Raw genomic sequence first — 26,554 nt, forward strand, 5'->3', positions numbered from 1 at the left:
TGCCGGAGATAAGGGATTTCACACGGGAACTTCACGCATCCGGCCCGCGCGGGCGCGAGCCGGATGCGTCATGCACGCGACGTCATCTCGCCCACGCGCTGCGCGAGCGCGAGCGACGCGGTGAGCCCCGGCGACTCGATGCCGAACAGGTTCACGAGCCCGCGCACGCCATGCTGCGCGGCCCCCTGCACGATGAAATCGGCCGGCGGCTCGCCGGGCCCCGCGAGCTTCGGCCGGATGCCCGCGTAAGCCGGCTGCAGCGCGTCGTCGGGCAGGCCCGGCCAGAACGCACGGATCGACGCGTAGAACGCGGTCGCCCGCGCCGGATCGACTTCGTAGCGCAGCGAGTCGCACCATTCGACGTCCGGGCCGAAGCGCGCCTGCCCGCCGAGATCGAACGTCAGGTGCACGCCGAGCCCCGCGCGATCGGGCATCGGGTAGATCAGGTGCGAGAACGGCGCGCGGCCCGACAGGCTGAAGTAATTGCCGCGCGCGAGATAGAGCGGCGGCACCCAGCGCGGGTCGAGCCCGCGCGTGCGGCGCGCGAGCGCCTGCGCACCGAGGCCCGCGCTGTTGATCACACACGCGGCCTCGATCTCGGTCGGCGTGTCGCCGCCCGTGCGCACGATGAAGCGCCCGCCGCGCAGCACGTCGATCGATTCGACCGGCGATTGCAGCGCGCACATCGCGCCGTCGCGTTCCGCGTCGCCGAGCAGCGCGAGCATCAGCTGGTGGCTGTCGACGATGCCCGTCGACGGCGAGAACAACGCCTCCACGCATTCGAGCTGGGGCTCGAGCGTCTGCGCCTCCGCTCGCGTGAGCGGCAGCAGGTCGAGTACGCCGTTTTCGGCCGCGCGCGCGGCGATCGCCTTCAACTGCTTCACCTGCGCGGCGCTCGTCGCGACGAGCAGCTTGCCCGTGCGCCGGTGCGGCACGTGATGCGTCTCGCAGAATGCATACAGCATGTCGCGGCCACGCACGCACGACGTCGCCTTCAGCGACCCGCGCGGATAGTAGAGCCCCGCGTGAATCACTTCGCTGTTGCGCGAACTCGTGCCGGTGCCGATCGCGTCGGCCGCCTCGAGCACGATCGTTTCACGTCCGCGCGCGGCCAGTTCCCGCGCAATCGCCAGACCGACGACACCCGCGCCGATCACGACACAATCCATCTGCTCCATGACATTTCGCGCCGCTAACGCGTCGAAGGGAGAGAAGGGAATTGTACGTCCCGGTTCGCACGCTTGCCGAACGCATCCGCAGCGCGGTGCGCGCACGCCGCAGCCGTGCGCGCACCGCCGTGTCAGAAGCCGATCGGCCGGCGCTTCGCGGCACCCTCGTCCGCGCGGATGTCGTGCGGCGCGATCACATCGCGGCCGTCGAGCCGCGCCGCGCCGAATGCATGCAGCAGCGCGCGGCGCATCGTGCGCGGCGGCGTCGCGGCGAGCACGTCGAGCGCATCGTCGCCGAGCGTGTCGGGGAAGCGCCGCCCCCACGCGTGCGACGTGCGGATCTCGTCGTAGATCGTCTGCGCGATCCGGCGCGCGCCGGCCGCGTCGGGCGGCGCGATCTCGTACACGTTCATCCGGTTGAGCAGCGGCTCCGGAATCGCCTGCGCGTCGTTCGCGGTCGCGATCCAGATCACGTTGCCCGCATTGATCGGCACTTCCGCGAATTCATCGACGAACGCGCGCGCGGTGTCGTGTTCGAGCAACGCATACAGCGCGCCGAGCGGATCGTATTGCGCATCGCTGCCGGCCTTGTCGATCTCGTCGACCGCGATCACCGGGTTCGCGTAGCTGCCGTTCACGAGCGCCTCGAACACCTTGCCGGGCTTCGCGTTCTTCCATTGCGACGACGCGCCGGACAGGATCCAGCCGGCCGTCAGCGAACTCATCGGCACGTAGTGGTACGCGGTGCCGAGCAGTTGCGCGAGCGCCTTCGCGAAATGCGTCTTGCCGATCCCGGGCGGCCCGAGCAGCAGGATCGGCATCAGTTCGAGCCGGTCGTCCGTCTCCAGGCACAACGCGACCTGCTTGCGCACGTCGTCGAGCGGTTCGCCGAAATTCGGCAACGCTTCGCCGAGCTCGTCGAATGAAGGCATCCGGTTCGGCTTCACGCAGAAGCGCAGATTCCCCGTCTTGAGCATTCGCTCGTAAGTGGCGCGCAATGCCTCGCTCGCGCTCTCGTTCAGGTCGCTCAGCGCGGCCTCGACCTGCTCGAGGTCGTACACCGTGCTGAAGGACGCCACCGCCAGTTCCTGTTTCACCATCGCCGTCGTCATACCAACCTCGCTGCACTCGCTGTCACACACTCATCAGACCCTTACGATTTCAGTGTAGCGATCCAGTATTCCGGCGCAAGCAAGCAGCCGCGCGAGTCTGCTGCTAACACTTCGCGTGCGCTGCACCGCCGCGCGCCGCGGCGTATGATCGTTGGTTCACCCACCCGCCGCGCCGGCGTTGCCGACGGCGCCCGCACGGCGCGTCGCGCGATGCCCGAAAGGTATGCCGATGTCCGTCCCCGCTGCTTCCCCGCGCGTCGATGCCGATGCGATCGACGCCGTCGACACGGCGCTCACGTCGCGCCGCGCGATCCGCGCCTTCCTGCCGACACCCGTGCCGCGCGACACGCTCGAGGCGATCCTCGAAGCCGCGAGCCGCGCGCCGTCGGGCACCAACATCCAGCCATGGCGCGTGTACGTCGCGACGGGCGCCACGCGCGATGCGCTCGCCGCCGCGCTCACCGCGGCGTACGACGATCCCGCGCGCGACGAGAAGTACGTCGCCGAATACGACTACTACCCGCGCGAATGGGTGTCGCCGTATATCGACCGGCGCCGCAAGGTCGGCTGGGACCTGTACGGGCTGTTGAACATCGGCCGCGACGAGAAGGCGCGCATGCATGCGCAGCACGCGCGCAACTTCCGTTTCTTCGATGCGCCGGTCGCGCTGTTCTTCACGCTCGACCGCGTGATGACGTTAGGGGCCTGGCTCGACTGCGGGATGTTCCTGCAGGGCGTGATGACGGCCGCGCGCGCACGCGGGCTCGATACCTGCCCGCAGGCCGCGTTCGTGCCGTTTCACCGGATCGTCGCCGACCACCTCGGCATTCCCCCCAACGAACAGCTCGTCTGCGGGATGTCGCTCGGCCATGCGAACCCCGACGCGATCGAGAACCGCCTCGTCACCGAGCGCGCGCCCGTCGCCGAGTTCGCGCGCTTCTTTGCTTGAAAATGCACGGCACGGCCCTACCTTTCGAGCAGGACCGAATCGTGCGGCGAACCTGTCGCCGCCTGTCCTGTCACATCACGATCGAAATCGATCGGGCGTAAGATGTGCGTCCGTTCCCCGCTATTGCGCGTTTCCGGAGACGTTTCATGCTGAAACACGGCCTGGCCGTCCTGCTTGCGAGCGTCGCGCTCGCCGCCCATGCGCAAAGCCCCGCGCCGGCCTCCGTCGCGTGGGAGATCCAGGTGCAGCGCGACGGTCAGACGATCGACACGTTCCAGCAACGCACCACCGTCGGCCAGTCCCGCACCGACACCCATCGCTATCCGTCCGCCGTGCCCGTCGGCTGCGGCAATGCCGCGCGCGTCGTGCCGACCGAGCGCACGCGTTCGGTCACCGTCGCGCCGCTCACCGTCGACACCGGCGCGAACACGGTATCGCTTGCGCTCGACGTGCAGGAAACGCTCGACGACGAAAACGCGACGCGCAGCGATCCGTGCGTGCCCGTGTCGCCGCGGCAGATCGTCGCGAGCCACCCCGGCCTGTCGGTCGGCGGCGATGCATGGACCGACTGGACGCTCGTCGAGCAGCATCCGCATCTCGTGTACCGCGTGCGTGCGCACGTCGCGAAGGACTGAGCGTCATGTCCGCCGACGCCCTGTCCTTGCCGTTCGCCGAACCGCACGCCGCGCCCGACGAAATCACCGCGGTGAGCTGGAACCTGCACAAAGGCCGCTCGCCGCTCGGCTTCACCGCGTGGAACGCGATGCGCAACTGGATGCAGTCGACGCACGCCGACGTGTATTTCCTGCAGGAAGCGATGGCGCGCCGCATGCCGCGCCCCATACTCGCGCCCGGCTTCGGCGCGCAGATGGACGACGCGGTCGACGACGTGTGGCATTGCCAGGCCACCGAGATCGCGCATGCGCTCGACTGGCAGATCGCGCTCGGGCCGAACGTGTTCAAGCCGTCGTGGCGGCACGGCAATGCGATCCTGTCGCCGCATCCGCTCGACCTCGGCGGCCGCTGGGACATCTCCGCGCACCGCTTCGAGCGGCGCGGGCTGCTCGTCGCGCGTGCGACGCTCGCGGGCGCGCGCCCGGTCACGCTGCTGTGCGCGCACCTTGCGCTCACGCGCGCCGCGCGGCTGCGCCAGATGCACTGGATCGCGCACTGGATCGTGCGCAACGCGGGCGACGGCCCGCTGATGCTCGCCGGCGACTTCAACGACTGGCGCAACGATTCGGTCGCGCTGTTCGGCGAGATCGGGATGTCCGAGGTCGCGACGCTACTCGGCGAATCGGGCCGCACGTTCCCCGCGTTCTCGCCGGCGCTCGCGCTCGACAAGATGTTCGTGCGCGGCCTGACGCCGCTCGAATGGCGCGCGCCCGCCGGCGAGGCCGCGTGGCTGTCGGACCACCTGCCGTACATCGCGCGCCTGCGCCTCGATCCGCAATGACGTTCCCCGATACCGGGCGGCGCGCGGCCGATCACTGAAAGCTCGCTGCAAGGATTTGTTGCGCCAAATCCGCGCAGCCGCGCGGGTCAAGCCCGCGATTCGCGCCCACAGGGTAAAATAACGAGTTCCTCAAACGTCTGTCATCGAGAAGGCGCGTGTCCGACGCGCCGGCCGGCCGATCCGTGATCGGGCCGTCGCACTCGGTTTTTTGCCCGTTTTTGGGCCCGTTACACGCGTCCGCTACGCGCGTCCGTTTTCAAAGCCATGAGCAAATACGACACCGCCACCGTCCAATCCGTCCATCACTGGACCGACACGCTGTTCAGCTTCACCTGCACCCGTGAGGCGAGCCTGCGCTTCAACAACGGCGAATTCACGATGGTCGGCCTCGAGGTCGACGGCAAGCCGCTCGCGCGCGCCTACTCGATCGTCAGCCCGAACTACGAAGAGCATCTCGAATTCTTCAGCATCAAGGTGCAGAACGGCCCGCTGACGTCGCGCCTGCAGCACCTGAAGGTGGGCGACACGGTGCTGATCGGCAAGAAGCCGACGGGCACGCTGGTCGCCGACAACCTGCTGCCGGGCAAGACGCTGTGGATGCTGTCGACGGGCACGGGCCTCGCGCCGTTCATGTCGATCATCCGCGATCCGGAGATCTACGAGCGCTTCGACAAGGTGATCCTGACGCACACGTGCCGCCTGAAGGGCGAGCTCGCGTACATGGACTACATCAAGCACGACCTGCCGGGCCACGAGTACCTGGGCGACATCATCAAGGAAAAGCTCGTCTACTACCCGACCGTCACGCGCGAAGCGTTCGACAACGAAGGCCGGATCACCGACCTGATCGCGACGGGCAAGCTGTTCACGGATCTCGACGTCCCGCCGTTCTCGCCGGAAAACGACCGCGTGATGCTGTGCGGCAGCACCGCGATGCTGAAGGACACGACCGACCTGCTGAAGCAGGCCGGCCTCGTCGAAGGCAAGAACAGCGCGCCGGGCCACTACGTGATCGAGCGCGCCTTCGTGGACTGATCTGCCCCCGAAATTTGTGCGGCATCAAGGACCGGAGCGAAAGCTCCGGTTTTTTTTCGTCCGGACTTGGCGAATTCGTAACAAACTGGGACCATCTCATCTCAAATAGTTACATTTGGATACGTCACCGCCGGGTGTTCGAGTGTCAGTGTTTTTCCTACAACACCTTCATTCCGATTATTCACATTTACCCTTAAATGTCCGCCCGACATGACCTTTTCAGAAATTTTGAGATATTATTCGCCGCGCATGGTTGCCGTTTGAACGAGAGTGGAAGGGTCGGATGCAAGTGTTACAAGATGTAACTTTTGTTACCTCGGCATGGCGCGATTCTCTGGCGGCGACCGTCATCGAAACGGCAGCCGATCCACGCAGCCAGCCGGTGTCTGAACCGCTTTCTGACAGCAGGGAGAGTCATGGATACGTCGCTTAACGCGCCCTCGGGCGCCCACGCCCCGTTCCCGTCGCGGCAGCGTGTGCCCAGCTGCGCCGCTACTCCGCCCGTTGCCGACACCGCGTCGAAGCGCGACGCTTCCGCCGCACGGATCGCAGCCCTGTCCGCCCAATTGCTCGCCGCCGACGAAGCGGCCCGCCGCCACCTGGCCGGCGAGCTGCACGACGGGCTCGGTGCCGAATTGACCGCCGCGCGTTTCGCACTCGCAAACGTTCAAACGTGGCTGCCGGCCGATGCGCCGGAAGGCTGCCTGCGCGCGCTGGCACTGGCGCAGCAGGCGCTCGACGCCGCCACCGACGCGAATCGCCGGCTGATCGACGAACGCGACACGCCGGCGCTCGACGCCGGCATGATCGGCGCGCTGTCGTCTTGGATCGACACGCACGCGGCCCGCACGGGCCTGCGCACGAGCTTCGTGTGTGCGGCCGACGCACGCCTCACGCAGATCGCCGGCGCCAGCGCGCTCGCGGTATTCCGCGTCGCGCAGGAAGCGCTGTCGAACGTCGCGAAGCATGCCCGCGCGACGTCGGTCGACGTACGGATCGTCACGGACGGCACGCATCTGTCACTGATTGTCACCGACGATGGGACCGGTTTCGCGCGCAGCCGCCGCAGCGGCTACGGCCTCGCCGGCATGCGCGCCCGCTGCGAGGCGTTCGGCGGCGGCTTCGAGACGGCCACGCCGGAAACCGGCCACGGCACGCGCGTCGTCGCGCGCTTCGCGTGGGATTCGCTGCTCGCGGTGCCCGTCGCGGCCCGCCGCGCGTCGCTTTCGTGAGGTCGTCATGAGCCTGAACATCCTGCTCGTGGATGATCACGCGATCGTCCGGCAAGGGATTCGCCAGTTGCTGATCGACCGCGGCATCGCGCGCGACGTCACCGAAGCCGAAACCGGCGGCGACGCGATGGCAGCCGTCGACAAACAGGAATTCGACGTGATCCTGCTCGACATCTCGCTGCCCGACACGAACGGCATCGAGGTGCTCAAGCGCCTCAAGCGCAAGCTGTCGCGCACGCCGGTGCTGATGTTCTCGATGTACCGCGAGGACCAGTACGCGGTGCGCGCGCTGAAGGCCGGCGCGGCCGGCTACCTGTCGAAGACGGTCAACGCCGCGCAGATGATCGGCGCGATCCAGCAGGTCGCGGCCGGCCGCAAGTACGTGAGCCCCGCGATGGCCGAGGCGCTCGCCGAATACGTGTCGTTCGAGAACGAGCCGCTGCCGCACGAGAAGCTGTCCGACCGCGAATACCAGACGCTCTGCATGCTCGCGTCGGGCAAGCGGCTCACCGACATCGCGAACACGCTGTCGTTGTCGGTGAAGACGGTGAGCGTGTACCGGTCGCGGCTGCTCGAGAAGATGCGGCTGTCGAACAACGCGGAACTCACGTTCTACGTGATGAGCAACCAGCTCGTCGACATGGCGCCCGCGGCCGGCGCCTGACCGGTGCGACCGGCCTTCGCCTGAACGCTCGGATTCGTCCGATTCCATGACGCGGCGCACGCCGCGTCGCCTCCCCCCCGCCCGTTTCGCGCGCAAGCGCTTGTTTTATCGGCCGATTCCGCGGCACACCGCTGCACCGCAGCAGGGCTTGTACGCCAAATCGGCTAAAATTATCGGTTTTTACTTAGTCGGCGCGCCGTGCCTGCGCGCGCTGGCGATTCATCCGCAATGTCTCTCTTCCGCAAGAAAAACGTCGATCGCATGATCGCCGGCGCACACGCCGCCGGGCTCAAGAAAGCGCTCGGCGCGATCGACCTCACCTTCCTCGGCATCGGCGCGATCATCGGCACCGGCATTTTCGTGCTGACCGGCACCGGCGCCGTGCAGGCCGGCCCCGCGCTGATGCTGTCGTTCGTGATCGCCGCGATCGCGTGCGGCTTGGCCGCCTTGTCGTATGCGGAGTTCGCGTCGACGATCCCCGTCGCCGGCTCGATCTACACGTATTCGTACGCGACGCTCGGCGAGCTCGTCGCGTGGATCATCGGCTGGGACCTGATGCTCGAGTACGGCCTCGCGTCGTCGGCCGTATCGGTCGGCTGGTCGGGCTACCTGCAGTCGCTGCTGCAGGGCTTCGGGCTGTCGCTGCCGGCCGTGCTGACGGCCGCGCCCGGCGCCGTGCCGGGCGTCGTCACGTGGTTCAACCTGCCCGCGTTCCTCGTGATGATCGTGATCACGACACTGCTGTCGATCGGCATCCGCGAGTCGACCCGCATCAACAACATCATGGTGTTCATCAAGGTGTCGGTCGTGCTGCTCGTGATCGCGGTGGGCCTGTTCCACGTGACGCCCGCGAACTGGAAGCCGTTCATGCCGCACGGCTGGAACGGCGTGTTCGGCGCGGCAGCCGTGATGTTCTTCGCGTTCATCGGCTTCGACGCGGTGTCGTCGGCGGCCGAGGAAGTGAAGAACCCGAAACGGGACCTGCCGATCGGCATCATCGCGTCGCTCGCGGTGTGCGCGGTGCTGTACGTGACGGTCGCCGCGGTCGCGACCGGCATCGTGCCGGCAGCCCAGTACGCGAACATCTCGCACCCGATCTCGTACGCGCTGCAGATCGCCGGCGAGAAGTGGGTCGCGGGCTTCATCGATCTCGGCGCGGTGCTCGGCATGCTGACCGTGATCCTCGTGATGAGCTACGGCCAGACGCGCGTGATCTTCGCGATGTCGCGCGACGGGCTGCTGCCGGCCGCGCTGTCGCGCGTGCACCCGCGCTACGCGACGCCGTTCCTGACGACCTGGCTCGTCGGCCTGTTCTTCGGCCTGATCGCCGCGCTCGTGCCGCTCAACGTGCTCGCCGAGCTGATCAACATCGGCACGCTCGCGGCGTTCTCGATGGTGTCGATCGCGGTGCTCGTGCTGCGCCGCACGCATCCCGACCTGCCGCGCGCATTCCGCTGCCCGGGCGTGCCCGTGGTGCCGATCCTCGCGGTCGCCGCGTGCCTGTTCCTGATGCTGAACCTGCAACCCGTCACGTGGGCCGCATTCGGCATCTGGCTCGTGATCGGCCTCGTGATCTACTTCCTGTACTCGCGACATCACTCGAAGCTCGCGCACGGTCACCACGACGCGCACTGAGCGCCGCCGTGCCGCACACGGCACGATGCGCACCCGCGGGGCCGGATACCGGCCCCGCATTCCCCCTCCCTTCCCCCCCTGCTTCACGCGCCACGCCGCCACGTTGCTTTTTCCGCAACGATCCGCACGGTAATTCCGATTTTCATTTGTTGTTTTTCGAATACCGATATATTCGATTCCGATCACAAAGTCGATCGATTAAAAATTCAACCAGATTGAGTTGAATATGAATAGAAGAAAATAATATCGCGGCCAGCATTGAACTCTTGCATCGGCCAAACTAGTATTCAAGTCGGCTGGCGCGTGCCTCGTCCAGCCCTGACCAGACGGGGCGTGCGCCGCAGCGGGAGCGCGGCGCGCTGCAATCGATTTCATCGAAGCGTCTTTTCATTAAACGGAAATTCATCAAACATTCAAAAAAGAATTTTCAGCACATTTTTAAATAAAACAATTTAAACCGGTTAATCCGGTCGCTGGTATCGAATTGCCTCCATTCGGAGGCATGTCGCTGTACCTGTCCGAAGTTCAACAAGAACCAGAGAGGTCTTTCATGAGCAATACATTGGTCAACGTCACGGCGAAGGTCGAAATCAGCGCGACCAACCAGACGATTGCGGGGCTCAAGGATTATCAAAGCAAGAACTGGGCGATCGGGCTGAACGGGGATACGCTGGCACCGGACGGCTTCCTGACGTTCTTCACCGAGCGCAACCTGCCGTTCAGCTACTACGTCCGTGCGCGTGGCGTCTCGGTCGGCGAGCCGAGCGCTTACCAGGCGAACATCGAAACGCTGACGCAGCGCATCGCCGCGATTCGCGCGTCGGAGACGAACCTGGTCCAGGCGACGATCCGCGATCTCGAGCTGTACAAGTCGAGGAACTGGGCGATCGGCCTGAACGGCACGACACTGCAGCCGGACAACTTCCTGCCGTTCTTCGGCACGCGCTCCGTGCCGTTCGAGTACTACGTGCGCAGCGGCGGCGTCGAGCTTGGCTCGCCGAGCGCGTACGACAACAACATCCGCAACCTGACGCAGTACCTGGGCTCGCTCTGACGCATCGCCCCGCCGGGCGGATGCCTCCGCCCGGCAACCTCCCCGACGGCCCCGTCACGGGCCGTCCTGCCCGCCTTCCTTGCCGCTGCACTGCTCCCTTCCCCGTTTGCGCGTTCCCCGTTGCCTGCACGCTTGCCGCGGCCGGTTCATAATCGCGCCATCGAACCGCGGCCCGCATCGGCGGGCGCGTCCGGCAACAGGAAGAAGATGATGGAAAGCGTCGATCTCGATGTATTGAAATCCAGCGCGCGCTGGCTCGAAGAAGGGCGCCGCGTGCTGCTCGTGACGGTCGTGAAGACGTGGGGCTCGTCGCCGCGCCCCGAAGGCGCGATGCTCGCGGTACGCGAGGACGGGCTCGTGGTCGGCTCCGTGTCCGGCGGATGCATCGAAGACGACCTGATCGCTCGCGTGCACGCGAGCGGGATCGCGGCCGACGCGCGCCCGGAAGCGCTCAAGTACGGCGTGACGGCCGAGGAAGCGCACCGCTTCGGGCTGCCTTGCGGCGGCACGATCCAGCTCGTGCTCGAACCGCTCACGCGCGACAGCGGGATTGCCGCGCTGTGCGCGGAAGTCGAGGCCGGCCGCCTCGTCACGCGCACGATGACGCTCGCGACCGGCCGCGCATCGCTGTCGCCCGCGCAGGCGACCGACGCTCTCGCGTTCGACGGCGAGCGGCTCGTGACGATCCACGGGCCGCGCTACCGGATGCTCGTGATCGGCGCCGGCCAGTTGTCACGCTATCTGTGCCAGATCGCGGTCGGGCTCGACTACCAGGTGACGGTGTGCGATCCGCGCGAGGAATACACGGATGCGTGGGACGTGCCGGGCACGCGCGTCGTGCGCACGATGCCCGACGATACGGTGCTCGACATGAAGCTCGACGCGCGTTCGGCCGTGATCGCGCTGACGCACGATCCGAAGCTCGACGATCTCGCGCTGATGGAGGCGCTGAAGACGCCTGCGTTCTACGTGGGTGCGCTCGGCTCGCGGCGCAACAATGCGGCGCGGCGCGAACGGCTGCGCGAATTCGACCTGAACGAAGCGGAACTGGGCCGGCTGCACGGGCCGGCCGGCATCTACATCGGCAGCAGGACGCCGCCGGAAATCGCGATCTCGATCCTCGCCGAGATCACCGCCGCGAAGAATCACGTATCGTTGCCGACGATCCTGCAGGTCGAAGGCGCGAAGGCCGCGCGCGAGATCGCGGCGAACAGCGGCGCGACCTGCGGGCTCTGACCCGCCGCCGCAGCCAACGACGATCGCGCCGGCTGCGGCCCGGCGCGCGTGCGGGTCAGGTCAAAATCAGGTCAGGCCGGCAGCAAGCGCGGCGGCGACCGAACCGACCACCAGCACGACGCCGACCGTACGGCGCTTGTTCAGTTCGGTCCACAGCAGCACGCCGGTCAGCGACAGCAGGATCAGCGACCCCGCGATCGTATCCATCAGCAGCACCCAGCCGAGGTTCATCCCGACGCCGCGATGCAGGTTGTTCAGCGTCGTCAGGAACGTATTGCCCGTGCGCTTCACGGACACATAGCCGTTGCCGACCCAGTATTCGGCCTGCAGGTTCTGGTGCGGGCCGAACACGCCGAACTGCCAGTGTTCGGGTTGCATCACGCGCTTGTCGCCCCACGCGACGGCCTGCGCGGGCTCCTTGCGCATGCGGCCCGGCTTGCCGTCGAAATGCAGTTCCTGCTGCAACCACTTCGTCATCGCGGCCGGCGTCTTCGGCACCGGATCCGGCAGCGCGACCTGCAACTCCTCGACCTGCGGCTCGCCGGTCGGGATCTTCAGCGGCGGCGCGCGGTGATTGAGCAGCACGCCCGTCACGCCGAACAGCAGCCCGAGCACCGCGCCCCACAGCCCGACCCAGCCGTGCACCTTGCGCAGCCACTTGATGAAGGTGGCGCGGCGCGAGCGCTGGCGGCGCGCGGCCAGCTCGTCGTCGCTCAAATGGCGGCCCGCCGGGTGCAGCACGGTGACGCCGGCGCGCGGCATGCCCGCCTTGGGCGGGTCGATCGTTTCGGGCGCGTTCACGCGGAAGTATCCATTCGTTCAAAACAACGGCCGGCGCGCAATGCATGCGCGCCGGCCGAGCAACATGAAAATGAGAATGGATATCATTACATAAATCAATTGCGAGCTCAATCCGCCGGGATCGCCGGCGGCAGGCCGGATGCGCGGATCAACGCGACCGATGCGCTCGCGTTGCGATGAAATGCCGACCGATCGCAGACAAATGCCGTCAGAACGACCTTGCAAGGCCGAGACAGCATGGCGTAAGAAACCGCGTGATGCCGGCGCCGTCAGCGCAACGGCGGCAGCGGAAAACGCGGCGCGGCGCCGTCCGGCGCGGGATCGGTGCGATCGAGCGCGTACAGCCACGCGAGCAGGTCCGCGACGGCCTGGTAGAGCTGCGGCGGAATCCGGTCGTCGAGATCGACCTGCATCAGCAGCGACACCATCTCCGGCGCCGTATGCACGTACAGCCCCGCATCGCGTGCGCGCACGACGATCATCTCGGCGAGCAGGCCGTAACCTTTCGCGACCACGCGCGGCGCCGTGTCGCCGCCTTTCGGGTCGTAGACGAGCGCGGCCGCGCGCTTGCGGGACGTCATGCTCATCGCGGCGCCTCGTCGTCGGCCGCATGCGCCGGCTGGGCACCGGCCGCGCCGCGCGCATAGGCGGCCGCCGCCGCCTGGGCCGCGAACAGGTCGAAGCCGTCCGGGCCGCCGTCGACCGCGCGGATCGACAGCCCGCCGACCTTGAGCCCCGATCCCTCGAGCCGCTGCCGCAGCGCAGCCTCGTTGCGCGCGAGGCGGTCGGCGCCCGTCTGGTTCGCGCGCAGCCGCGCGACGAGCTGCTCGCCGTTCAGCACCAGTTCCGCATCGACCGTGCCGAGCGACGGCAGCGTCAGCGTCAGGCGCGTGCGCCAGGCGATGCCGTCGCCCGTGTCGTCGCCCCCGCCGCGCGGCCCGCGGTTGCCCGGTTCGTCAGGCTCGATCGTCCAGTCGAGCCGCGCGCCCGGCCAGGCCTCGCCGGTCCAGCGAAACTGGTCGGTCGCGAGCGCATCGAGCTGCTGCCTGACGATCGGTACGGCGGCCGGATGGACGGTCGCGAGGGTCTGCGCCTGCGGATCGGACGATGCGGCAGCCAGGTCGGCACGCGCGGGCGTCCAGCGCGTGTCAGCACGCGCACCCAGCGGATCGGCGGAATCGGGCTGCAACGATCCGCCTTGCCGGGCCGCCGCCGGCATCGCCTGCGCGGGATCGCGAGCCGGTGCGCCGCCCTGGGCCGGCGTGCCCGGCTGCGCGGCCGCCCGCGCGGGCGCGGGTAGCGGCGAACGCTGCGCCAGCAGTTCGTCGAGCACGTCGGTCGAGCCGGGCGGCAAAGCATCGCGGTCGGCCGGCGCGAGGGCGGCCGTCAGGCGTGCCTGCGGCTCGCGCATCAGCGCCGCGAGCGGACGCTGGCCGGCCAGCCACTGCGCCAGATGGGATTCATAGAAGAGGCCGCTCTCGCTCACGGCCTGCGCGAGCGCCTCACGCAGCGCCGCGACCGGCAGCGGCGCGGCCGCTTCGCGTACAGCCGCGGCGGACGATGCCGCGGCGGAGGCAGCCGGGGACGACGTGGCCGGCGCGGATGCGGCCGGCGCGGGTGTAGCGGGAACGCGCGCCGGCGCGGCCGGATCGGTCAGCAGCACGCTGGGATCGGCCAGCAGCGGCGTGCGCCCGGCAATGGCGGGCGTCGCATCGCCGCCCGCGCGCGAAATCGCGTCTAGCACGCGCCCGACATCGGACAGTGCGGTCTGCGTGGAGGCCGGCGGCGCGGCCGGCGGGCTGCCGGCCGGCGGCGGAGACGACGCGCCGGCGCCCGGCGTGCCGACCTGCGCGGTCGCGCCGCCGCCGGCGGGCGCCGCTACGGTGTCGGTCAGCAGGCTGTCGAGGCGGCTCGCCAGCAGCGCGGCCGCAACGGAATCGATACCGGTCATGATCGGAGCCTGCTCACCCTGGGGTGTGTTTGCCTATGGAACGCACATGCGTGGCCCCGAAAACGGGCCCTACCCGCGCGCCCGATAGAGATCGGTCAATACCTGGGTCGAGCGCCGCGCCTCGAACAGCGCGGACAACCGCGCGACGTCCGGGCTCGCGAGATCGCGGATCGCCGCGTCGTCGGCCAGGATGCGGCGGATCAGGTCGAGCTTGCGCCCGAGATCCGATTCGTCGAGCGCGACGCCCGGATCGGCTTCCTTCAACCCGTCGACCAGTTGCATGAATTCGGCCTGCAACCCCGGCAACGCGCTCCAGTCGGCGTCGCGGGCGGCGCACAGCATGCGCCCCGACACGGCGGCGAGCGCCTCGTAAAGTGCGAAGTATTCGGCCTTGTGATTCATCGTGATGCGTCCGCTGCCTGTTGCGCGGCCATCCGCGCGACTTCCGGGCCGATGCCCGTCCATGCTTCCTCGAGCGTCGCGAGCAGCCTGTCGACCTCGACCAGCATCGCGTCGCTCGCCTGCGCGTTCGCGTCCATCAGGCGCCGGCCGATATACGTGTACAGCGCATCGAGCCGGTCCGCGATCTCGCCGCCCGCGTCGCGGTTCAGCGAGGCCTGCAGCCCGCTCTCGACGATCCGGATCGCCTTGCTGATCGCTTCGCCGCGCGCGGGCACGTTGCCCTGCTGCAAATGCATGCGCGCCAGCGCGATCGCCTGCCGCGCGCCCTGGTACAGCATCGCGATCAGCCGGTGCGGGGAGGCGCCCATCACCCCCGTCTCGACGCCGACACGCGCATAGGCACTGGCTCCAGCGTGTCCTGGGGAAAACATGCGCTTCTCCTTGTTCTGCCTTGGCTATACGGTCGCCGCCACCGTGCATCGCACGGCGCGGCCTTCTCCGGAGTTATCGGAAGGGATTTGAAAAGCTTTAGGCGCACGCGGCGGCCGCCGGGCGCTGAAAGCCGGCCCACCGGCCCCGCCCGGCCCGCCTGTCACACCGACATCTGCATGATGTCGTTGTAAGCGCTCACTAGCTTGTTGCGGACCTGGAGCCCGAACTGGAAGCCGATGTTGGCTTTCTGCATGTCGACCATCACGTCGTTCAGCGACACGTTCGGCGCGCCGACCTCGAACGCCTTCGCCTCGCCGAGCGCGTGCTGCTGGTCGCCGCTGATCTTGTCGAGCGACGCCTTCATCGCGCTCGCGAACGTGCTGGCCGTCGCCGCGCCCGAGCCGGCAAGCGCTGCCGTCGGGCTCGCGACGCCGCCGGACGCCTGCGCGGCCATCGACTGCATCTGTTGCAACACCGAACCGATTCCGCTGACGTTCGCAGTCATGCTGTCCCCAGGCTGAGAGAAGAGACCCGGACGTACCGGGCGGATCCGCCGGCGCCGCACCACGCGCACCATGCCGGATCGCGAAAAAGGATAGCAGCGCGCCGCGCGTCAAAGCCGAGAAAGTACGGGGGAAACCCCGCTCTTTTCGGTCGATCGGAGTGCGGCGCGGATCACGATAATCGCATCGTGTCATTGTCCGCCCGCTCGTCCGAGCGAGCTCAGTGGTCCCGCTCCGGAGAAACTCGACGCATGGATTCGCAGGCCAACTCGCTGATCAACCCCGACGCCCGCGCGGGCCTCGCCAGCCCGGCGTCCGGTGCCGCCGCGGCCGCCGCGTTGCCGGGCGCGGGCGTCGCCGGCGCTGACTTCGGGCTGGGCGGCTTCGCGGAACGCATTCCCGGCATCTCGCGGATGAAGGGCAACCCGAAGCTGCCGTTCCTGATCGCCGTCGCGTTCGCGATCGCCGCGATCACCGCGCTCGTGCTGTGGAGCCGCGCCCCCGACTACCGCGTGCTGTACAGCAACCTGTCGGACCGCGACGGCGGCGCGATCATTGCCGCGCTCCAGCAGGCAAACGTTCCCTACAAGTTCGCCGACGCCGGCGGCGCGATTCTCGTGCCGTCGAGCCAGGTGCACGAAACGCGCCTGAAGCTCGCCGCGATGGGGCTGCCCAAGGGCGGCTCGGTCGGCTTCGAGCTGATGGACAACCAGAAATTCGGCATCAGCCAGTTCGCCGAGCAGATCAATTACCAGCGCGCGCTCGAAGGCGAGCTGCAGCGCACCATCGAATCGATCAATGCCGTGCGCGGCGCGCGCGTGCATCTCGCGATCCCGAAGCCGTCGGTGTTCGTGCGCGACAAGGAAGCGCCGAGCGCGTCGGTGTTCGTCGACCTCTACCCGGGCCGCGTGCTCGACGAGGGCCAGGTCCAGGCGATCACGCGGATGGTGTCGTCCGGCGTGCCCGACATGCCCGCGAAGAACGTGACGATCGTCGACCAGGACGGCAACCTGCTGACCCAGACCGCGTCCGCCTCCGGACTCGACGCGAGCCAGCTCAAGTACGTGCAGCAGGTCGAGCACAACACGCAGAAGCGCATCGACGCGATCCTCGCGCCGATCTTCGGCGCCGGCAACGCGCGCTCGCAGGTCAGCGCGGACCTCGATTTCTCGAAGATCGAGCAGACGTCGGAAAGCTACGGCCCGAACGGCAATCCGCAGCAATCCGCGATCCGCAGCCAGCAGACCAGCAGCTCGACCGAACTCGCGCAGGGCGGCGCGTCGGGCGTGCCGGGCGCGCTGTCGAACACGCCGCCGCAGCCGGCGTCCGCGCCGGTCGTCGCCGGCAACGGCCAGAACGGGCCGCAGACGACGCCGGTCAGCGACCGCAAGGACCAGACGACCAACTACGAAGTCGACAAGACGATCCGTCATCTCGAACAGCCGATGGGCAACGTGAAGCGGCTGTCGGTCGCGGTCGTCGTCAACTACCAGCCGGTCGCCGACGCGAAGGGCCACGTGACGATGCAGCCGCTGCCGCCGGCCAAGCTCGCGCAGGTCGAGCAGCTCGTGAAGGACGCGATGGGCTACGACGAGAAGCGCGGCGACTCGGTGAACGTCGTGAACAGCGCGTTCTCGACCGCAAGCGACCCGTACGCCGACCTGCCGTGGTGGCGCCAGCCCGACATGATCGCGATGGCGAAGGAAGCCGCGAAGTGGCTCGGCATCGCGGCGGCCGCGGCAGCGCTCTACTTCATGTTCGTGCGCCCGGCGATGCGCCGCGCATTCCCGCCGCCCGAGCCGGCTGCGCCGGCGCTCGCGGCACCGGAAGATCCGGTCGCGCTCGACGGCCTGCCCGCGCTGGAGAAGGCGGAGGAGCCCGACTCGCTGCTGCTCGGCTTCGAAACCGAGAAGAACCGTTACGAACGCAACCTCGACTACGCGCGCACGATCGCCCGCCAGGATCCGAAGATCGTCGCCACCGTCGTGAAGAACTGGGTGTCCGATGAACGCTGAAGGCTTGACCAAGAGCGCGCTGCTGCTGATGTCGATCGGCGAGGAAGAGGCCGCGCAGGTATTCAAGTTCCTCGCGCCGCGCGAGGTCCAGAAGATCGGCGCCGCGATGGCCGCGCTGAAGAACGTCACGCGCGAGCAGGTCGAGGGCGTGCTGCAGGAGTTCGCGAAGGAAGCCGAGCAGCACACCGCGCTGTCGCTCGATTCGAGCGACTACATCCGCTCGGTGCTGACCAAGGCGCTCGGCGAGGACAAGGCCGGCGTGCTGATCGACCGGATCCTGCAAGGCAGCGACACGAGCGGCATCGAGGGTCTGAAGTGGATGGACTCGGCCGCCGTGGCCGAACTGATCAAGAACGAGCATCCGCAGATCATCGCGACGATCCTCGTGCATCTCGACCGCGACCAGGCGTCGGAAATCGCGTCGTGCTTCACCGAGCGGCTGCGTAACGACGTGATCCTGCGGATCGCGACGCTCGACGGCATCCAGCCGGCCGCGCTGCGCGAGCTCGACGACGTGCTGACGGGCCTGCTGTCCGGCAGCGACAACCTGAAGCGCAGCCCGATGGGCGGTATCCGCACCGCGGCCGAGATCCTGAACTTCATGACGAGCGTGCATGAGGAAGGCGTGCTCGAAAGCGTTCGCCAGTACGACGCCGAACTCGCGCAGAAGATCATCGACCAGATGTTCGTGTTCGAGAACCTGCTCGACCTCGAGGACCGCGCGATCCAGATGGTGCTCAAGGAAGTCGAGTCGGAAACGCTGATCATCGCGCTGAAGGGCGCGCCGCCGGCCCTGCGCCAGAAGTTCCTCGCGAACATGTCGCAGCGCGCGGCCGAGCTGCTCGCCGAGGATCTCGACGCGCGCGGCCCGGTACGCGTGTCCGACGTCGAGACGCAGCAGCGCCGCATCCTGCAGATCGTGCGCAACCTGGCCGAGAGCGGCGCGATCGCGATCGGCGGCAAGGCGGAAGACGCGTATGTCTGATTCGGCGAGCGATCGCGTGGGCACCCTCACCGCGTACCAGCGGTGGGAGATGGCGTCGTTCGACCCGCCGCCGCCCCCGCCGCCGCCCGACGACGCGGCGGCTGCCGCCGCCGCGCTCGCCGAGGAACTGCAGCGCGTGCGCGACGCCGCGCACGCCGAAGGCCATGCGGCCGGTCACGTCGAAGGCCAGGCGCTCGGCTACCAGGCCGGTTTCGAGCAGGGCCGCGAACAGGGTTTCGAGGCCGGCCAGGCCGACGCGCGCGAACAGGCCGCGCAGCTCGCGGCGCTCGCCGCGTCGTTCCGCGAGGCCGTGTCGACCGTCGAGCACGATCTCGCGTCCGACCTCGCGCAGCTCGCGCTCGACATCGCGCAGCAGGTCGTGCGCCAGCACGTGAAGCACGACCCGGCCGCGCTGGTCGCGGCCGTGCGCGACGTGCTCGCGGCCGAACCGGCGCTGTCCGGCGCACCGCATCTCGCGGTGAATCCGGCCGACCTGCCCGTCGTCGAAGCCTACCTGCAGGACGATCTCGATACGCTCGGCTGGAACGTGCGCACCGACGCGTCGATCGAGCGCGGCGGCTGCCGCGCGCATGCCGCGACCGGCGAGGTCGATGCGACGCTGCCCACGCGCTGGCAGCGCGTCGCCGCCGCGATCGGCAAGGTGAGCACGTGGTGACGCGGCCGCCCGAAGCGCTCGCGCACGACGGCATGACGCCGCTCGAACGCGAGCTCGCGCTCGCGTCGTTCGGGCCGGCTGCCGCGCACGACACCGCACACGGTGCCACGCCGCATACGGACGCCGCCCCCGCCGGCGCCGCACCGCGCGCACCGCACAATCCGCATCTCGCGCACTGGCGCACGCACCTGAACGGGCTTGCCGCGCGCAGCCACCGCGCGCTGCCGCTGCGGCCGTGCGGGCGCCTCACGCGCGCGGCCGGCCTCGTGCTCGAGGCGATCGGGCTGCGCCTGTCGGTCGGCGCCGAATGCACGATCGAGCTGCCGCCCGGCAGCACGCTGCCGCACGCGGAAGCCGAAGTCGTCGGCTTCGCCGGCGACCGCCTGTTCCTGATGCCGACCACCGACGTCGCGGGCGTGCTGCCCGGCGCGCGCGTGTGGCCGCGCGAAAGCGCACCCGTCGCCGATCCGCTCGCGGGCGCGAAGCGGCTGCCGGTCGGCTGGGAAATGCTCGGGCGCGTCGTGGACGCGTCGGGCCGCCCGCTCGACGGCCTCGGCCCGCTCACCGCGAAAGTCGAGGCGCCGCTGTCGGCGCCGTCGATCAACCCGCTCGAACGCGAGCCGATCCACCACGTGCTCGACGTCGGCGTGCGCGCGATCAACGCGCTGCTCACCGTCGGCCGCGGCCAGCGGATGGGCCTGTTCGCCGGCTCCGGTGTCGGCAAGTCGGTGCTGCTCGGCACGATGGCACGCTACACGAGCGCGGAAGTGATCGTGATCGGGCTGATCGGCGAACGCGGCCGCGAAGTGAAGGAATTCATCGAGCAGATCCTCGGCGAGGACGGGCTCGCGCGCTCGGTCGTCGTCGCGGCGCCGGCCGACGTGTCGCCGCTGCTGCGCATGCAGGGCGCCGCGTACGCGACGTCGCTCGCCGAGTATTTCCGCGACCAGGGCAAGCACGTGCTGCTGCTGATGGATTCGCTGACGCGCTACGCGATGGCGCAGCGCGAGATCGCGCTGGCGATCGGCGAGCCGCCCGCGACCAAGGGCTATCCGCCGTCGGTGTTCGCGAAGCTGCCCGCGCTCGTCGAGCGCACCGGCAACGGGCCGGAGGGCGGCGGCTCGATCACCGCGTTCTACACGGTACTGACCGAGGGCGACGACCAGCAGGACCCGATCGCCGATTCGGCGCGCGCGATCCTCGACGGCCACATCGTGCTGTCGCGCGCGCTCGCCGAGGCCGGCCACTATCCCGCGATCGACATCGAGGCGTCGATCAGCCGCGCGATGACCGCGCTGATCGACGAAGGCCATCTCGACCACGTGCGGCAGTTCAAGCAGATGCTGTCGCGCTACCAGCGCAATCGCGACCTGATCGCGGTCGGCGCCTATGCACCCGGCCGCGACGCGCAGCTCGACCGCGCGATCGCGCTCTACCCGCGCATCGAGGCATTCCTGCAGCAGGGCTTTCGCGAATGCGCGCCGTTCGCATCGAGCCTCGCTGCGCTCGACGCGCTGTTCGACGCTTACGGAGGCTGACCCGAATGGCTCACGGCTTTCCCCTTCAGCTGCTGCTCGACCGCGCGCAGGACGACCTCGACTCGGCCGCAAAGCAGCTCGGCACTGCCCAGCGCGACCGCACCGCGGCCGCCGAGCAGCTCGACGCGCTGCTGCGCTACCGCGACGAATATCACGCACGCTTCGCGCAGTCCGCGCAACACGGGATGCCGGCCGGCAACTGGCGCAATTTCCAGGCGTTCATCGACACGCTCGATGCGGCGATCTCGCAGCAGCGCAACGTGCTGGCCGCCGCCGAAGTCCGCATCGACGAAGCGCGCCCGAACTGGCAACAGAAGAAACGCACCGTCGGCTCGTATGAAATCCTGCAGGCGCGCGGCGTCGCGCAGGAAGCGACGCGCGAGGCCCGGCGCGAACAGCGCGACGCCGACGAACACGCCGCGAAGATCCTGCGCATGCGGGCCGACGCGGCCCGCTCGTCGTAACCGACCACCGCATTCGAACGAGAGAACCGTCATGCCTCCCCTGCCCCTGCTCGGCGCGCTGCTCGACACCGCCGGCGCCGCACTCAAGGCCGCCCGCGGCTCGGGTTCGTCCGCCGCCGGCAACGATGCGGCGGCGGCCGCGACCGCCGTACCGTTTGCGCAGACGCTGAAGCAAAGCGTCGTCACGCGTCGCGACGCGTCGAATCCCGCTACGCCCGATGCATCGACGACGCAGGCTGCGTCGAAGCCGGCTACGAGCACGAAGCCGTCCGGCACGGACGACGATGACAAGTCGACCGACGTCGCGAACGCGACGGCCAATCCCGACGCCGCCGCGCTCGCGGCCGCCGCTGCCGTGCAGGCACAGCTGCAGGCGCGCACGGACAACGCGGCGCCGGCCGATCCGGCCACCGCCGCTGCCGCCATCGCCGACACGGCGCGCAAGACGACCGTGCCCGGCCAGCCCGACGCCACGGCGACGCTGGCCGATCATGCGGTCGGGGATGCCGCTGCCCAGCCGCTCGAACCGGCGTCGAGCCGCGACGCGCTGCAGGCCGCGCTCGCCAGGCTGACCGGCGGCGCGGGCGCGATTGCGATGCCGGCGACCGGCGCGTCCGCCACTGCGACGACCTCGGCGCCGGCAGCGAGCACATCGACCGCCGCCGCCGCGCCGCTGACGCCGAAGGTGCCGACGTTCGACCGTACGCTCGCCGACGCGAAAGGCGCGCTCGCCACCCAGCAGGCGCCGACCCAGGCCACGCCGCAGGCGCTGCAGGCCGACGCGAACGCGCAGTCCGGCGCACAGCACGCACTCGCGGCAGCCAGCGAAGCGACCGATCCGGCCGCCAGCGCGACGCTCGCGGCCGGCGCAACGGCCGCGGCCGCCGCGCAGGCAAACCTGCAGCTGTCGCCCGCCGCCGGTGCGATCGCCGCCGCCAACGCGCACGTGCTCGCGCCGCATGTCGGCACCGCCGACTGGACGGACGCACTGAGCCAGAAGGTCGTGTTCCTGTCGAATGCGCACCAGCAGAGCGCCGAGCTGACGCTCAACCCGCCCGATCTCGGGCCGCTGCAGGTCGTGCTGCGCGTCGCGGACAACCATGCGCACGCGCTGTTCGTGTCGCAGCACGCGCAGGTGCGCGAGGCCGTCGAAGCCGCGCTGCCGAAGCTGCGCGAGGCGATGGAAGCGGGCGGGCTCGGGCTCGGCAGCACGACCGTCAGCGACGGCGGTTTCGCTTCCCAGCAGCAGAACCCGCAACAGACCTTCGCCGGCGGCCAGTCGTCGCGGCGCGGGAACGGCGGATCGTCAGCCGTCGATGCACCGGCCGACGTTGTGCAATCCGCACCGGCCGCCGCGAGCGTGAGCCGCGCCGGCCTCGTCGATACGTTTGCCTGAGCATGCCGTTTCGGTGCGCGCGCCGCGCTCAGCGGCCGTGCACCGCGGCAGCCGCCTCGCCGCGCGGCACCGCACCCTTGCGCGCCGCGACGATGAAGTCCGCCGCGCGTTCGCCAATCATCACCGACGGCGCATTCGTGTTCCCGCCGACCAGCGTCGGCATCACCGACGCATCGACCACGCGCAGCCCTTCGACGCCGCGCACGCGCAGTTGCGGATCGACGACCGCGCGCGCATCCGAGCCCATCCGGCAGGTGCCGACCGGGTGGTAGATCGTGTCGGCATGCGCGACGATCGTCGCGCGCAGCTCGGCCTCGCTCTGGTCCGCCCGCGTATACAGCTCGCGCCCGCCCTGCGACGCGAGCGGCGCCTGCGACAGGATCCGGCGCATCGCTTGCGTGCCGCGCACGAGCAGGTCGAGATCGCGTGAATCGCTGAAGAAGCGCGGATCGATCAGCGGCGCGTCGCGTGCGTCGCCGGTCGCGAGCGCGACCGTGCCGCGACTGAACGGCCGCAGCGCGCACACGTGCAGCGAGTAGCCGAAGCCCCAGTGCATCTTGCGGTTGTGGTCGTCGACGAGCGCCGTGCAGAAATGCAGCTGCAGGTCGGGACGCTCAAGCGACGGATCGCTCTTGATGAAGCCGCCGGCCTCCGCGACGTTGCTCGTCATCATCCCCGTGCGGCTCGAGAAATAGCGCGCGAGCGCGGGCGTCATCTTCGCGATGCCGCGCAGGCACACGCCCACCAGTTCCGACGAATTCACGCGCGTGTTGATGATGAAGTCGATGTGGTCGATCAGGTTCGTGCCGACGTCCGGTGCATCGTGCACGACCGCGATCCCGTGCCGGCGCAGTTGCTCGGCCGGGCCGATCCCCGAGCACATCAGCAGTTGCGGCGAATTGAACGCGCCGGCCGACAGGATCACTTCCCCGCGCGCGCCCAGCGTCTCGACGCGGCCGTTGCGCGAGACCGCGACGCCGACCGCGCGCTTGCCGTCGAAGCCGACGCGCAGCACCGTCGCGTCGGTGATCACGTGCAGGTTCGGCCGGTTGCGGCCGTAGATGTACGCGCGCGCCACGCTGCAGCGCGAGCCGTCGCGGTGCGTGACCTGATAGAAGCCGACGCCTTCCTGCGTCGCGCCGTTGAAGTCGTCGTTCAGCGGATAGCCGGCCGCGTGCGCGGCCTGGATGAATCGTTCGGAGAACGGATTGCGAAAGCGCAGATCGGAAACGGTCAACGGGCCGTCCGCGCCGTGCCATTCATCCGCGCCGCGTTCGTTGCCTTCCGCGCGACGGAAATACGGCAGCACGTCCTGCCAGCCCCAGCCCGTCGCACCGAGCTGCGCCCACTCGTCGTAGTCGCCCGGGTGGCCACGCGTGTAGATCATCGCGTTGATCGCGCTCGAACCGCCCATCCCGCGCCCGCGCGGCTGGTAGCCGCGCCGCCCGCCGAGGCCCGGCTGCGGCACCGTCTCGTAGCCGTAGTTCGTGCCGAGCTTGTACGGCACCAGCGCCGCGATGCCGACCGGCATGTTGACGAGCAGATTGCGCTCCGTATGCGAGCCGGCCTCGATCAGCGCGATCGTCGCATCGGGGCAGGCATCGGCGAGGCGGCCTGCCAGGCTCGACCCGCCCGAACCGCCGCCGACGATGATGTAGTCGTATTGCATGTCACGTCTCCGTCGTGTCATGGATGGCGCCCGGCACCGCCGCGCGACCGCGTCCCCTCTTGTGTTCGGGCATTGTAGGAATGGCCGCCGCGCACGCGGCGCGCGGATTCAAGAGCGATTCCTCTAAACGCCCGCGTGAACTAAATTTAAGATGTATCGATTCGCTTCGCGCGATCCACCGGCCACGAGAAGCCGATTCGTCGCGAAACGGGAGGGACGACGATGCAGCGCCAGGTTCTGCAGGACGTGTGCCGACCCGGTCCTCCGGATGCCGCGCGCGCGGCCCGCATTTCATTTCAAACGGCGGCCCGCGCGACGTTGCACGACGGCATGCGCGCAGTCGATGGAAATCGAACGGCACGTATCGTCGCCGACCGTTTGGACGGTCTGCCGCCGCGGCAGCACGATGCACCGCGACACGCCGTCGCGTACCCGTCGCGCCGCCGTGCGTCGGTGCACCGGCAGGCGCCGGCAACGCGGCATCCCGCACCTGCTTGCCGTCGCATCGGGTCGTGCGCGCGTGCCGTGCGGCACGATTTTCGGACGCCGATACCGTCGCGCGGATGCGACGCCGGCCGAATGCAGCAACCGGTTTTCGAGCACACGTCGCATCCGGCCCCGCGCCGCGCGACACGCATCACCCGATCCGCGTCGCCGCGCTCGCCGAGCGTGCGCGTGCGGCGCGACGGCCGGCCCGCCGGCCAGGCCCAACTGGAGGAGACGACATGAAGAACGACCTGCCCGAACTGGCCCCGCAAGCATTGCCGTCGGTCGATGCGCTGACGGCGCTGCTGCGCGATCAGCGCGCGGCGTACCTGCGCGCCCCGTATCCCGCATGGGAGACGCGCGCGCAGCACCTGCGCGCGCTGCGCACGATGCTGATCGACTATGCGGACGCACTCGCCGAAGCGATCAGCGCCGATTTCGGCCATCGCGCGAAGCAGGAAGTGCTGCTGTCGGAAGTCTGGATGGCGAAGGAAGAGATCGACGACGCACTGAAGCACGGCAAGCGCTGGATGAAGCCGATCCGCAAGCCGATGAACAAGTGGCTGCGCCCGGCACGCGCGAAGGTGATTCCGCAGCCGCTCGGCGTGGTCGGCATCGTCGTACCGTGGAACTACCCGGTGCTGCTCGCGGCCGGCCCGCTGATCTGCGCGCTCGCCGCCGGCAACCGCGCGATCATCAAGATGTCCGAACTGACGCCGCGCACGTCGGCGCTGTTCGAGCAGCTCATCGGCAAGACCTTCACGCGCGACCACGTCGCGGTCGTGAACGGCGATGCGGAGGTCGGCGCCGCGTTCAGCGGGCTGCCGTTCGATCACCTGCTGTTCACCGGCTCGACGCATGTCGGCCGCCACGTGATGCGCGCGGCCGCCGACAACCTCACGCCCGTCACGCTGGAGCTCGGCGGCAAGTCGCCGGCGATCGTCGGCCCGAACGCGCGCTTCGATGCAGCCGTCGACGCGATCGTCGCCGGCAAGACGCTGAATGCGGGCCAGACCTGCATCGCACCCGACTACGTGCTGTTGCCGCGCGGAATGGAAGCCGCGTTCATCGAGCGCGCGCGGGCACGCTTCGCGAAGATGTATCCGGACCTGTCGACGAACGGCGACTACACGACGATCGTGTCGCCGCGCCACTACGCGCGCCTGCAGCAACTCGCGAGCGACGCGCAGGCGGCCGGCGCGCAACTGCATCCGCTGTCCGACGCGCAATCCGATCCCGCGTCGCGCCGCTTCGTGCCGTGCGCGGTCACGCAGGTGCCGGCCGCGTCGCAACTGATGCAGGAGGAAATCTTCGGGCCGCTGCTGCCGCTCGTGCCGTACGAGCGGCTCGACGAGGCGATCGCCTACGTGAATGCGCGCCCGCGTCCGCTCGCGCTCTACCTGTTCGACGAAGATGGCGGCACGATCGATCGCGTGATGCGCGAAACGATCTCGGGCGGCGTGTCGATCAACGAAACGCTGATGCACATCGCGTGCGGCAGCTTGCCGTTCGGCGGGGTCGGTGCGAGCGGCATGGGTGCGTACCACGGCTACGACGGCTTCGTGACGTTCTCGAAGATGAAGCCGGTGCTCACGCAGGCGCGCCTGAATGCGCGCAACCTGCTCGCGCCGCCGTACGGCAAGCGCTTCGCCGCGCTGATCAAGCTGATGCTGAAGTTCTGAGGCAGTCGGCCC

Annotated in this window: 26 protein-coding genes; 17 read left to right on the top strand and 9 right to left on the bottom strand. The window is 68.9% G+C overall.

Translation table 11 applies throughout. From position 1 onward, the window contains the following. Positions 1 to 68 precede the first annotated feature (68 nt). Together AC5LXX_RS15700 and AC5LXX_RS15705 are read right to left on the bottom strand one after the other, a co-directional pair. Positions 69 to 1,178 carry an NAD(P)/FAD-dependent oxidoreductase gene (locus AC5LXX_RS15700; RefSeq protein WP_493410037.1) on the bottom strand — a complete coding sequence of 370 codons (1,110 nt, stop codon included), beginning with the start codon at positions 1,176 to 1,178 and terminating at the stop codon, positions 69 to 71. A gap of 122 nt (positions 1,179 to 1,300) precedes the next feature. Next, positions 1,301 to 2,281 (bottom strand): AAA family ATPase, encoded by a 981-nt coding sequence (locus tag AC5LXX_RS15705; RefSeq protein ID WP_493410038.1) that lies wholly within the window; start codon positions 2,279 to 2,281, stop codon positions 1,301 to 1,303. A 229-nt stretch (positions 2,282 to 2,510) separates the two neighbouring features. On the opposite strand from AC5LXX_RS15705, the gene AC5LXX_RS15710 reads away from it, so the two are divergent. The 9 genes from AC5LXX_RS15710 to AC5LXX_RS15750 all read left to right on the top strand — a co-directional run bounded on the left by AC5LXX_RS15710 (position 2,511) and on the right by AC5LXX_RS15750 (position 11,542). Further along, entirely contained in the window at positions 2,511 to 3,230 is a 720-nt protein-coding gene (locus tag AC5LXX_RS15710; protein WP_493410039.1) for a nitroreductase, read from the top strand. 146 nt (positions 3,231 to 3,376) lie between these two features. Beyond that, positions 3,377 to 3,865: a hypothetical protein gene (locus AC5LXX_RS15715; RefSeq protein WP_493410040.1), complete on the top strand. Its 489-nt coding sequence runs from the start codon at positions 3,377 to 3,379 to the stop codon at positions 3,863 to 3,865. Between the two features lie 5 nt (positions 3,866 to 3,870). After that, positions 3,871 to 4,686: an endonuclease/exonuclease/phosphatase family protein gene (locus tag AC5LXX_RS15720; protein ID WP_493410041.1), complete on the top strand. Its 816-nt coding sequence runs from the start codon at positions 3,871 to 3,873 to the stop codon at positions 4,684 to 4,686. A gap of 264 nt (positions 4,687 to 4,950) precedes the next feature. Further along, positions 4,951 to 5,721, top strand: a complete 771-nt coding sequence (locus AC5LXX_RS15725) for a ferredoxin--NADP reductase (RefSeq protein ID WP_034190283.1) — start codon at positions 4,951 to 4,953, stop codon at positions 5,719 to 5,721. Positions 5,722 to 6,137: 416 nt separating this feature from the next. After that, positions 6,138 to 6,953, top strand: a complete 816-nt coding sequence (gene rqpS / locus AC5LXX_RS15730; protein WP_493410042.1) for a quorum system sensor histidine kinase RqpS — start codon at positions 6,138 to 6,140, stop codon at positions 6,951 to 6,953. Positions 6,954 to 6,960: 7 nt separating this feature from the next. Continuing rightward, a complete protein-coding gene (rqpR, locus tag AC5LXX_RS15735; protein ID WP_493410043.1) occupies positions 6,961 to 7,617 on the top strand; it encodes a response regulator transcription factor RqpR in 657 nt (218 codons plus the stop codon). 228 nt (positions 7,618 to 7,845) lie between these two features. Next, positions 7,846 to 9,252: a branched-chain amino acid transporter BcaP gene (gene bcaP / locus AC5LXX_RS15740; protein WP_322082953.1), complete on the top strand. Its 1,407-nt coding sequence runs from the start codon at positions 7,846 to 7,848 to the stop codon at positions 9,250 to 9,252. A 550-nt stretch (positions 9,253 to 9,802) separates the two neighbouring features. Continuing rightward, positions 9,803 to 10,306, top strand: coding sequence for a hypothetical protein (locus AC5LXX_RS15745; protein WP_493410044.1), 504 nt, complete (start codon positions 9,803 to 9,805; stop codon positions 10,304 to 10,306). A gap of 210 nt (positions 10,307 to 10,516) precedes the next feature. Then, positions 10,517 to 11,542 (top strand): XdhC family protein, encoded by a 1,026-nt coding sequence (locus AC5LXX_RS15750; protein ID WP_493410045.1) that lies wholly within the window; start codon positions 10,517 to 10,519, stop codon positions 11,540 to 11,542. Positions 11,543 to 11,608: 66 nt separating this feature from the next. Here AC5LXX_RS15750 and AC5LXX_RS15755 read toward each other — a convergent pair whose 3' ends face one another. The 6 genes from AC5LXX_RS15755 to fliE all read right to left on the bottom strand — a co-directional run bounded on the left by AC5LXX_RS15755 (position 11,609) and on the right by fliE (position 15,633). Next, complete coding sequence (locus AC5LXX_RS15755; RefSeq protein WP_493410046.1) at positions 11,609 to 12,343, bottom strand: PepSY-associated TM helix domain-containing protein; 735 nt, start codon at positions 12,341 to 12,343, stop codon at positions 11,609 to 11,611. Positions 12,344 to 12,612: 269 nt separating this feature from the next. Further along, complete coding sequence (locus AC5LXX_RS15760) at positions 12,613 to 12,930, bottom strand: EscU/YscU/HrcU family type III secretion system export apparatus switch protein (RefSeq protein WP_493410047.1); 318 nt, start codon at positions 12,928 to 12,930, stop codon at positions 12,613 to 12,615. Further along, on the bottom strand, positions 12,927 to 14,294 hold the full coding sequence (gene fliK / locus AC5LXX_RS15765; protein WP_493410048.1) for a flagellar hook-length control protein FliK: 1,368 nt from the start codon (positions 14,292 to 14,294) through the stop codon (positions 12,927 to 12,929). The genes AC5LXX_RS15760 and fliK overlap by 4 nt, the downstream gene beginning before the upstream one ends. A 69-nt stretch (positions 14,295 to 14,363) precedes the next feature. Then, a complete protein-coding gene (locus tag AC5LXX_RS15770) occupies positions 14,364 to 14,696 on the bottom strand; it encodes a flagellar protein FliT (RefSeq protein ID WP_493410049.1) in 333 nt (110 codons plus the stop codon). Then, positions 14,693 to 15,127: a flagellar export chaperone FliS gene (gene fliS / locus AC5LXX_RS15775; RefSeq protein ID WP_493410050.1), complete on the bottom strand. Its 435-nt coding sequence runs from the start codon at positions 15,125 to 15,127 to the stop codon at positions 14,693 to 14,695. The genes AC5LXX_RS15770 and fliS overlap by 4 nt, the downstream gene beginning before the upstream one ends. Before the next feature lie 161 nt (positions 15,128 to 15,288). Next, on the bottom strand, positions 15,289 to 15,633 hold the full coding sequence (fliE, locus tag AC5LXX_RS15780) for a flagellar hook-basal body complex protein FliE (RefSeq protein ID WP_034190274.1): 345 nt from the start codon (positions 15,631 to 15,633) through the stop codon (positions 15,289 to 15,291). A gap of 249 nt (positions 15,634 to 15,882) precedes the next feature. Between fliE and fliF the strand changes: the two genes are divergently transcribed. From fliF to AC5LXX_RS15810, 6 genes are read left to right on the top strand one after another with little or no spacing between them, the layout of a single operon-like run. Next, positions 15,883 to 17,646: a flagellar basal-body MS-ring/collar protein FliF gene (gene fliF, locus AC5LXX_RS15785; protein WP_493410051.1), complete on the top strand. Its 1,764-nt coding sequence runs from the start codon at positions 15,883 to 15,885 to the stop codon at positions 17,644 to 17,646. Beyond that, entirely contained in the window at positions 17,636 to 18,631 is a 996-nt protein-coding gene (gene fliG, locus AC5LXX_RS15790; protein ID WP_124455735.1) for a flagellar motor switch protein FliG, read from the top strand. The genes fliF and fliG overlap by 11 nt, the downstream gene beginning before the upstream one ends. After that, entirely contained in the window at positions 18,624 to 19,307 is a 684-nt protein-coding gene (gene fliH, locus AC5LXX_RS15795) for a flagellar assembly protein FliH (protein WP_493410052.1), read from the top strand. The genes fliG and fliH overlap by 8 nt, the downstream gene beginning before the upstream one ends. A 32-nt stretch (positions 19,308 to 19,339) precedes the next feature. Beyond that, positions 19,340 to 20,845 (top strand): flagellar protein export ATPase FliI, encoded by a 1,506-nt coding sequence (gene fliI, locus AC5LXX_RS15800; protein WP_493411134.1) that lies wholly within the window; start codon positions 19,340 to 19,342, stop codon positions 20,843 to 20,845. 5 nt (positions 20,846 to 20,850) lie between these two features. Then, the gene (gene fliJ, locus AC5LXX_RS15805; RefSeq protein WP_124455738.1) at positions 20,851 to 21,309 is read left to right on the top strand and encodes a flagellar export protein FliJ; all 459 of its coding nucleotides are present in this window, start codon (positions 20,851 to 20,853) and stop codon (positions 21,307 to 21,309) included. 31 nt (positions 21,310 to 21,340) lie between these two features. Further along, the gene (locus tag AC5LXX_RS15810; protein ID WP_493410053.1) at positions 21,341 to 22,705 is read left to right on the top strand and encodes a flagellar hook-length control protein FliK; all 1,365 of its coding nucleotides are present in this window, start codon (positions 21,341 to 21,343) and stop codon (positions 22,703 to 22,705) included. A 28-nt stretch (positions 22,706 to 22,733) separates the two neighbouring features. On the opposite strand, the gene AC5LXX_RS15815 is transcribed toward AC5LXX_RS15810, so the two are convergent. After that, complete coding sequence (locus AC5LXX_RS15815) at positions 22,734 to 24,374, bottom strand: GMC family oxidoreductase (RefSeq protein WP_493410054.1); 1,641 nt, start codon at positions 24,372 to 24,374, stop codon at positions 22,734 to 22,736. Between the two features lie 222 nt (positions 24,375 to 24,596). On the opposite strand from AC5LXX_RS15815, the gene AC5LXX_RS15820 reads away from it, so the two are divergent. Beyond that, complete coding sequence (locus tag AC5LXX_RS15820; protein ID WP_493410055.1) at positions 24,597 to 25,103, top strand: hypothetical protein; 507 nt, start codon at positions 24,597 to 24,599, stop codon at positions 25,101 to 25,103. Next, positions 25,100 to 26,542, top strand: a complete 1,443-nt coding sequence (locus AC5LXX_RS15825; protein ID WP_493410056.1) for a coniferyl aldehyde dehydrogenase — start codon at positions 25,100 to 25,102, stop codon at positions 26,540 to 26,542. The genes AC5LXX_RS15820 and AC5LXX_RS15825 overlap by 4 nt, the downstream gene beginning before the upstream one ends. The last annotated feature ends 12 nt before the right edge of the window (positions 26,543 to 26,554 follow it).

The sequence above is a fragment of the Burkholderia torrens genome (genome assembly GCF_984668525.1).

What these genes read in the sequence shown, in the direction of transcription:
- AC5LXX_RS15700 (WP_493410037.1), bottom strand. Translation starts at nt 1,178, where the DNA reads ATGGAGCAGATGGATTGTGTCGTGATCGGCGCGGGTGTCGTCGGTCTG.
- AC5LXX_RS15705 (WP_493410038.1), bottom strand. Translation starts at nt 2,281, where the DNA reads ATGACGACGGCGATGGTGAAACAGGAACTGGCGGTGGCGTCCTTCAGC.
- AC5LXX_RS15710 (WP_493410039.1), top strand. Translation starts at nt 2,511, where the DNA reads ATGTCCGTCCCCGCTGCTTCCCCGCGCGTCGATGCCGATGCGATCGAC.
- AC5LXX_RS15715 (WP_493410040.1), top strand. Translation starts at nt 3,377, where the DNA reads ATGCTGAAACACGGCCTGGCCGTCCTGCTTGCGAGCGTCGCGCTCGCC.
- AC5LXX_RS15720 (WP_493410041.1), top strand. Translation starts at nt 3,871, where the DNA reads ATGTCCGCCGACGCCCTGTCCTTGCCGTTCGCCGAACCGCACGCCGCG.
- AC5LXX_RS15725 (WP_034190283.1), top strand. Translation starts at nt 4,951, where the DNA reads ATGAGCAAATACGACACCGCCACCGTCCAATCCGTCCATCACTGGACC.
- rqpS (WP_493410042.1), top strand. Translation starts at nt 6,138, where the DNA reads ATGGATACGTCGCTTAACGCGCCCTCGGGCGCCCACGCCCCGTTCCCG.
- rqpR (WP_493410043.1), top strand. Translation starts at nt 6,961, where the DNA reads ATGAGCCTGAACATCCTGCTCGTGGATGATCACGCGATCGTCCGGCAA.
- bcaP (WP_322082953.1), top strand. Translation starts at nt 7,846, where the DNA reads ATGTCTCTCTTCCGCAAGAAAAACGTCGATCGCATGATCGCCGGCGCA.
- AC5LXX_RS15745 (WP_493410044.1), top strand. Translation starts at nt 9,803, where the DNA reads ATGAGCAATACATTGGTCAACGTCACGGCGAAGGTCGAAATCAGCGCG.
- AC5LXX_RS15750 (WP_493410045.1), top strand. Translation starts at nt 10,517, where the DNA reads ATGGAAAGCGTCGATCTCGATGTATTGAAATCCAGCGCGCGCTGGCTC.
- AC5LXX_RS15760 (WP_493410047.1), bottom strand. Translation starts at nt 12,930, where the DNA reads ATGAGCATGACGTCCCGCAAGCGCGCGGCCGCGCTCGTCTACGACCCG.
- fliK (WP_493410048.1), bottom strand. Translation starts at nt 14,294, where the DNA reads ATGACCGGTATCGATTCCGTTGCGGCCGCGCTGCTGGCGAGCCGCCTC.
- AC5LXX_RS15770 (WP_493410049.1), bottom strand. Translation starts at nt 14,696, where the DNA reads ATGAATCACAAGGCCGAATACTTCGCACTTTACGAGGCGCTCGCCGCC.
- fliS (WP_493410050.1), bottom strand. Translation starts at nt 15,127, where the DNA reads ATGTTTTCCCCAGGACACGCTGGAGCCAGTGCCTATGCGCGTGTCGGC.
- fliE (WP_034190274.1), bottom strand. Translation starts at nt 15,633, where the DNA reads ATGACTGCGAACGTCAGCGGAATCGGTTCGGTGTTGCAACAGATGCAG.
- fliF (WP_493410051.1), top strand. Translation starts at nt 15,883, where the DNA reads ATGGATTCGCAGGCCAACTCGCTGATCAACCCCGACGCCCGCGCGGGC.
- fliG (WP_124455735.1), top strand. Translation starts at nt 17,636, where the DNA reads ATGAACGCTGAAGGCTTGACCAAGAGCGCGCTGCTGCTGATGTCGATC.
- fliH (WP_493410052.1), top strand. Translation starts at nt 18,624, where the DNA reads ATGTCTGATTCGGCGAGCGATCGCGTGGGCACCCTCACCGCGTACCAG.
- fliI (WP_493411134.1), top strand. Translation starts at nt 19,340, where the DNA reads ATGACGCCGCTCGAACGCGAGCTCGCGCTCGCGTCGTTCGGGCCGGCT.
- fliJ (WP_124455738.1), top strand. Translation starts at nt 20,851, where the DNA reads ATGGCTCACGGCTTTCCCCTTCAGCTGCTGCTCGACCGCGCGCAGGAC.
- AC5LXX_RS15810 (WP_493410053.1), top strand. Translation starts at nt 21,341, where the DNA reads ATGCCTCCCCTGCCCCTGCTCGGCGCGCTGCTCGACACCGCCGGCGCC.
- AC5LXX_RS15815 (WP_493410054.1), bottom strand. Translation starts at nt 24,374, where the DNA reads ATGCAATACGACTACATCATCGTCGGCGGCGGTTCGGGCGGGTCGAGC.
- AC5LXX_RS15820 (WP_493410055.1), top strand. Translation starts at nt 24,597, where the DNA reads ATGCAGCGCCAGGTTCTGCAGGACGTGTGCCGACCCGGTCCTCCGGAT.
- AC5LXX_RS15825 (WP_493410056.1), top strand. Translation starts at nt 25,100, where the DNA reads ATGAAGAACGACCTGCCCGAACTGGCCCCGCAAGCATTGCCGTCGGTC.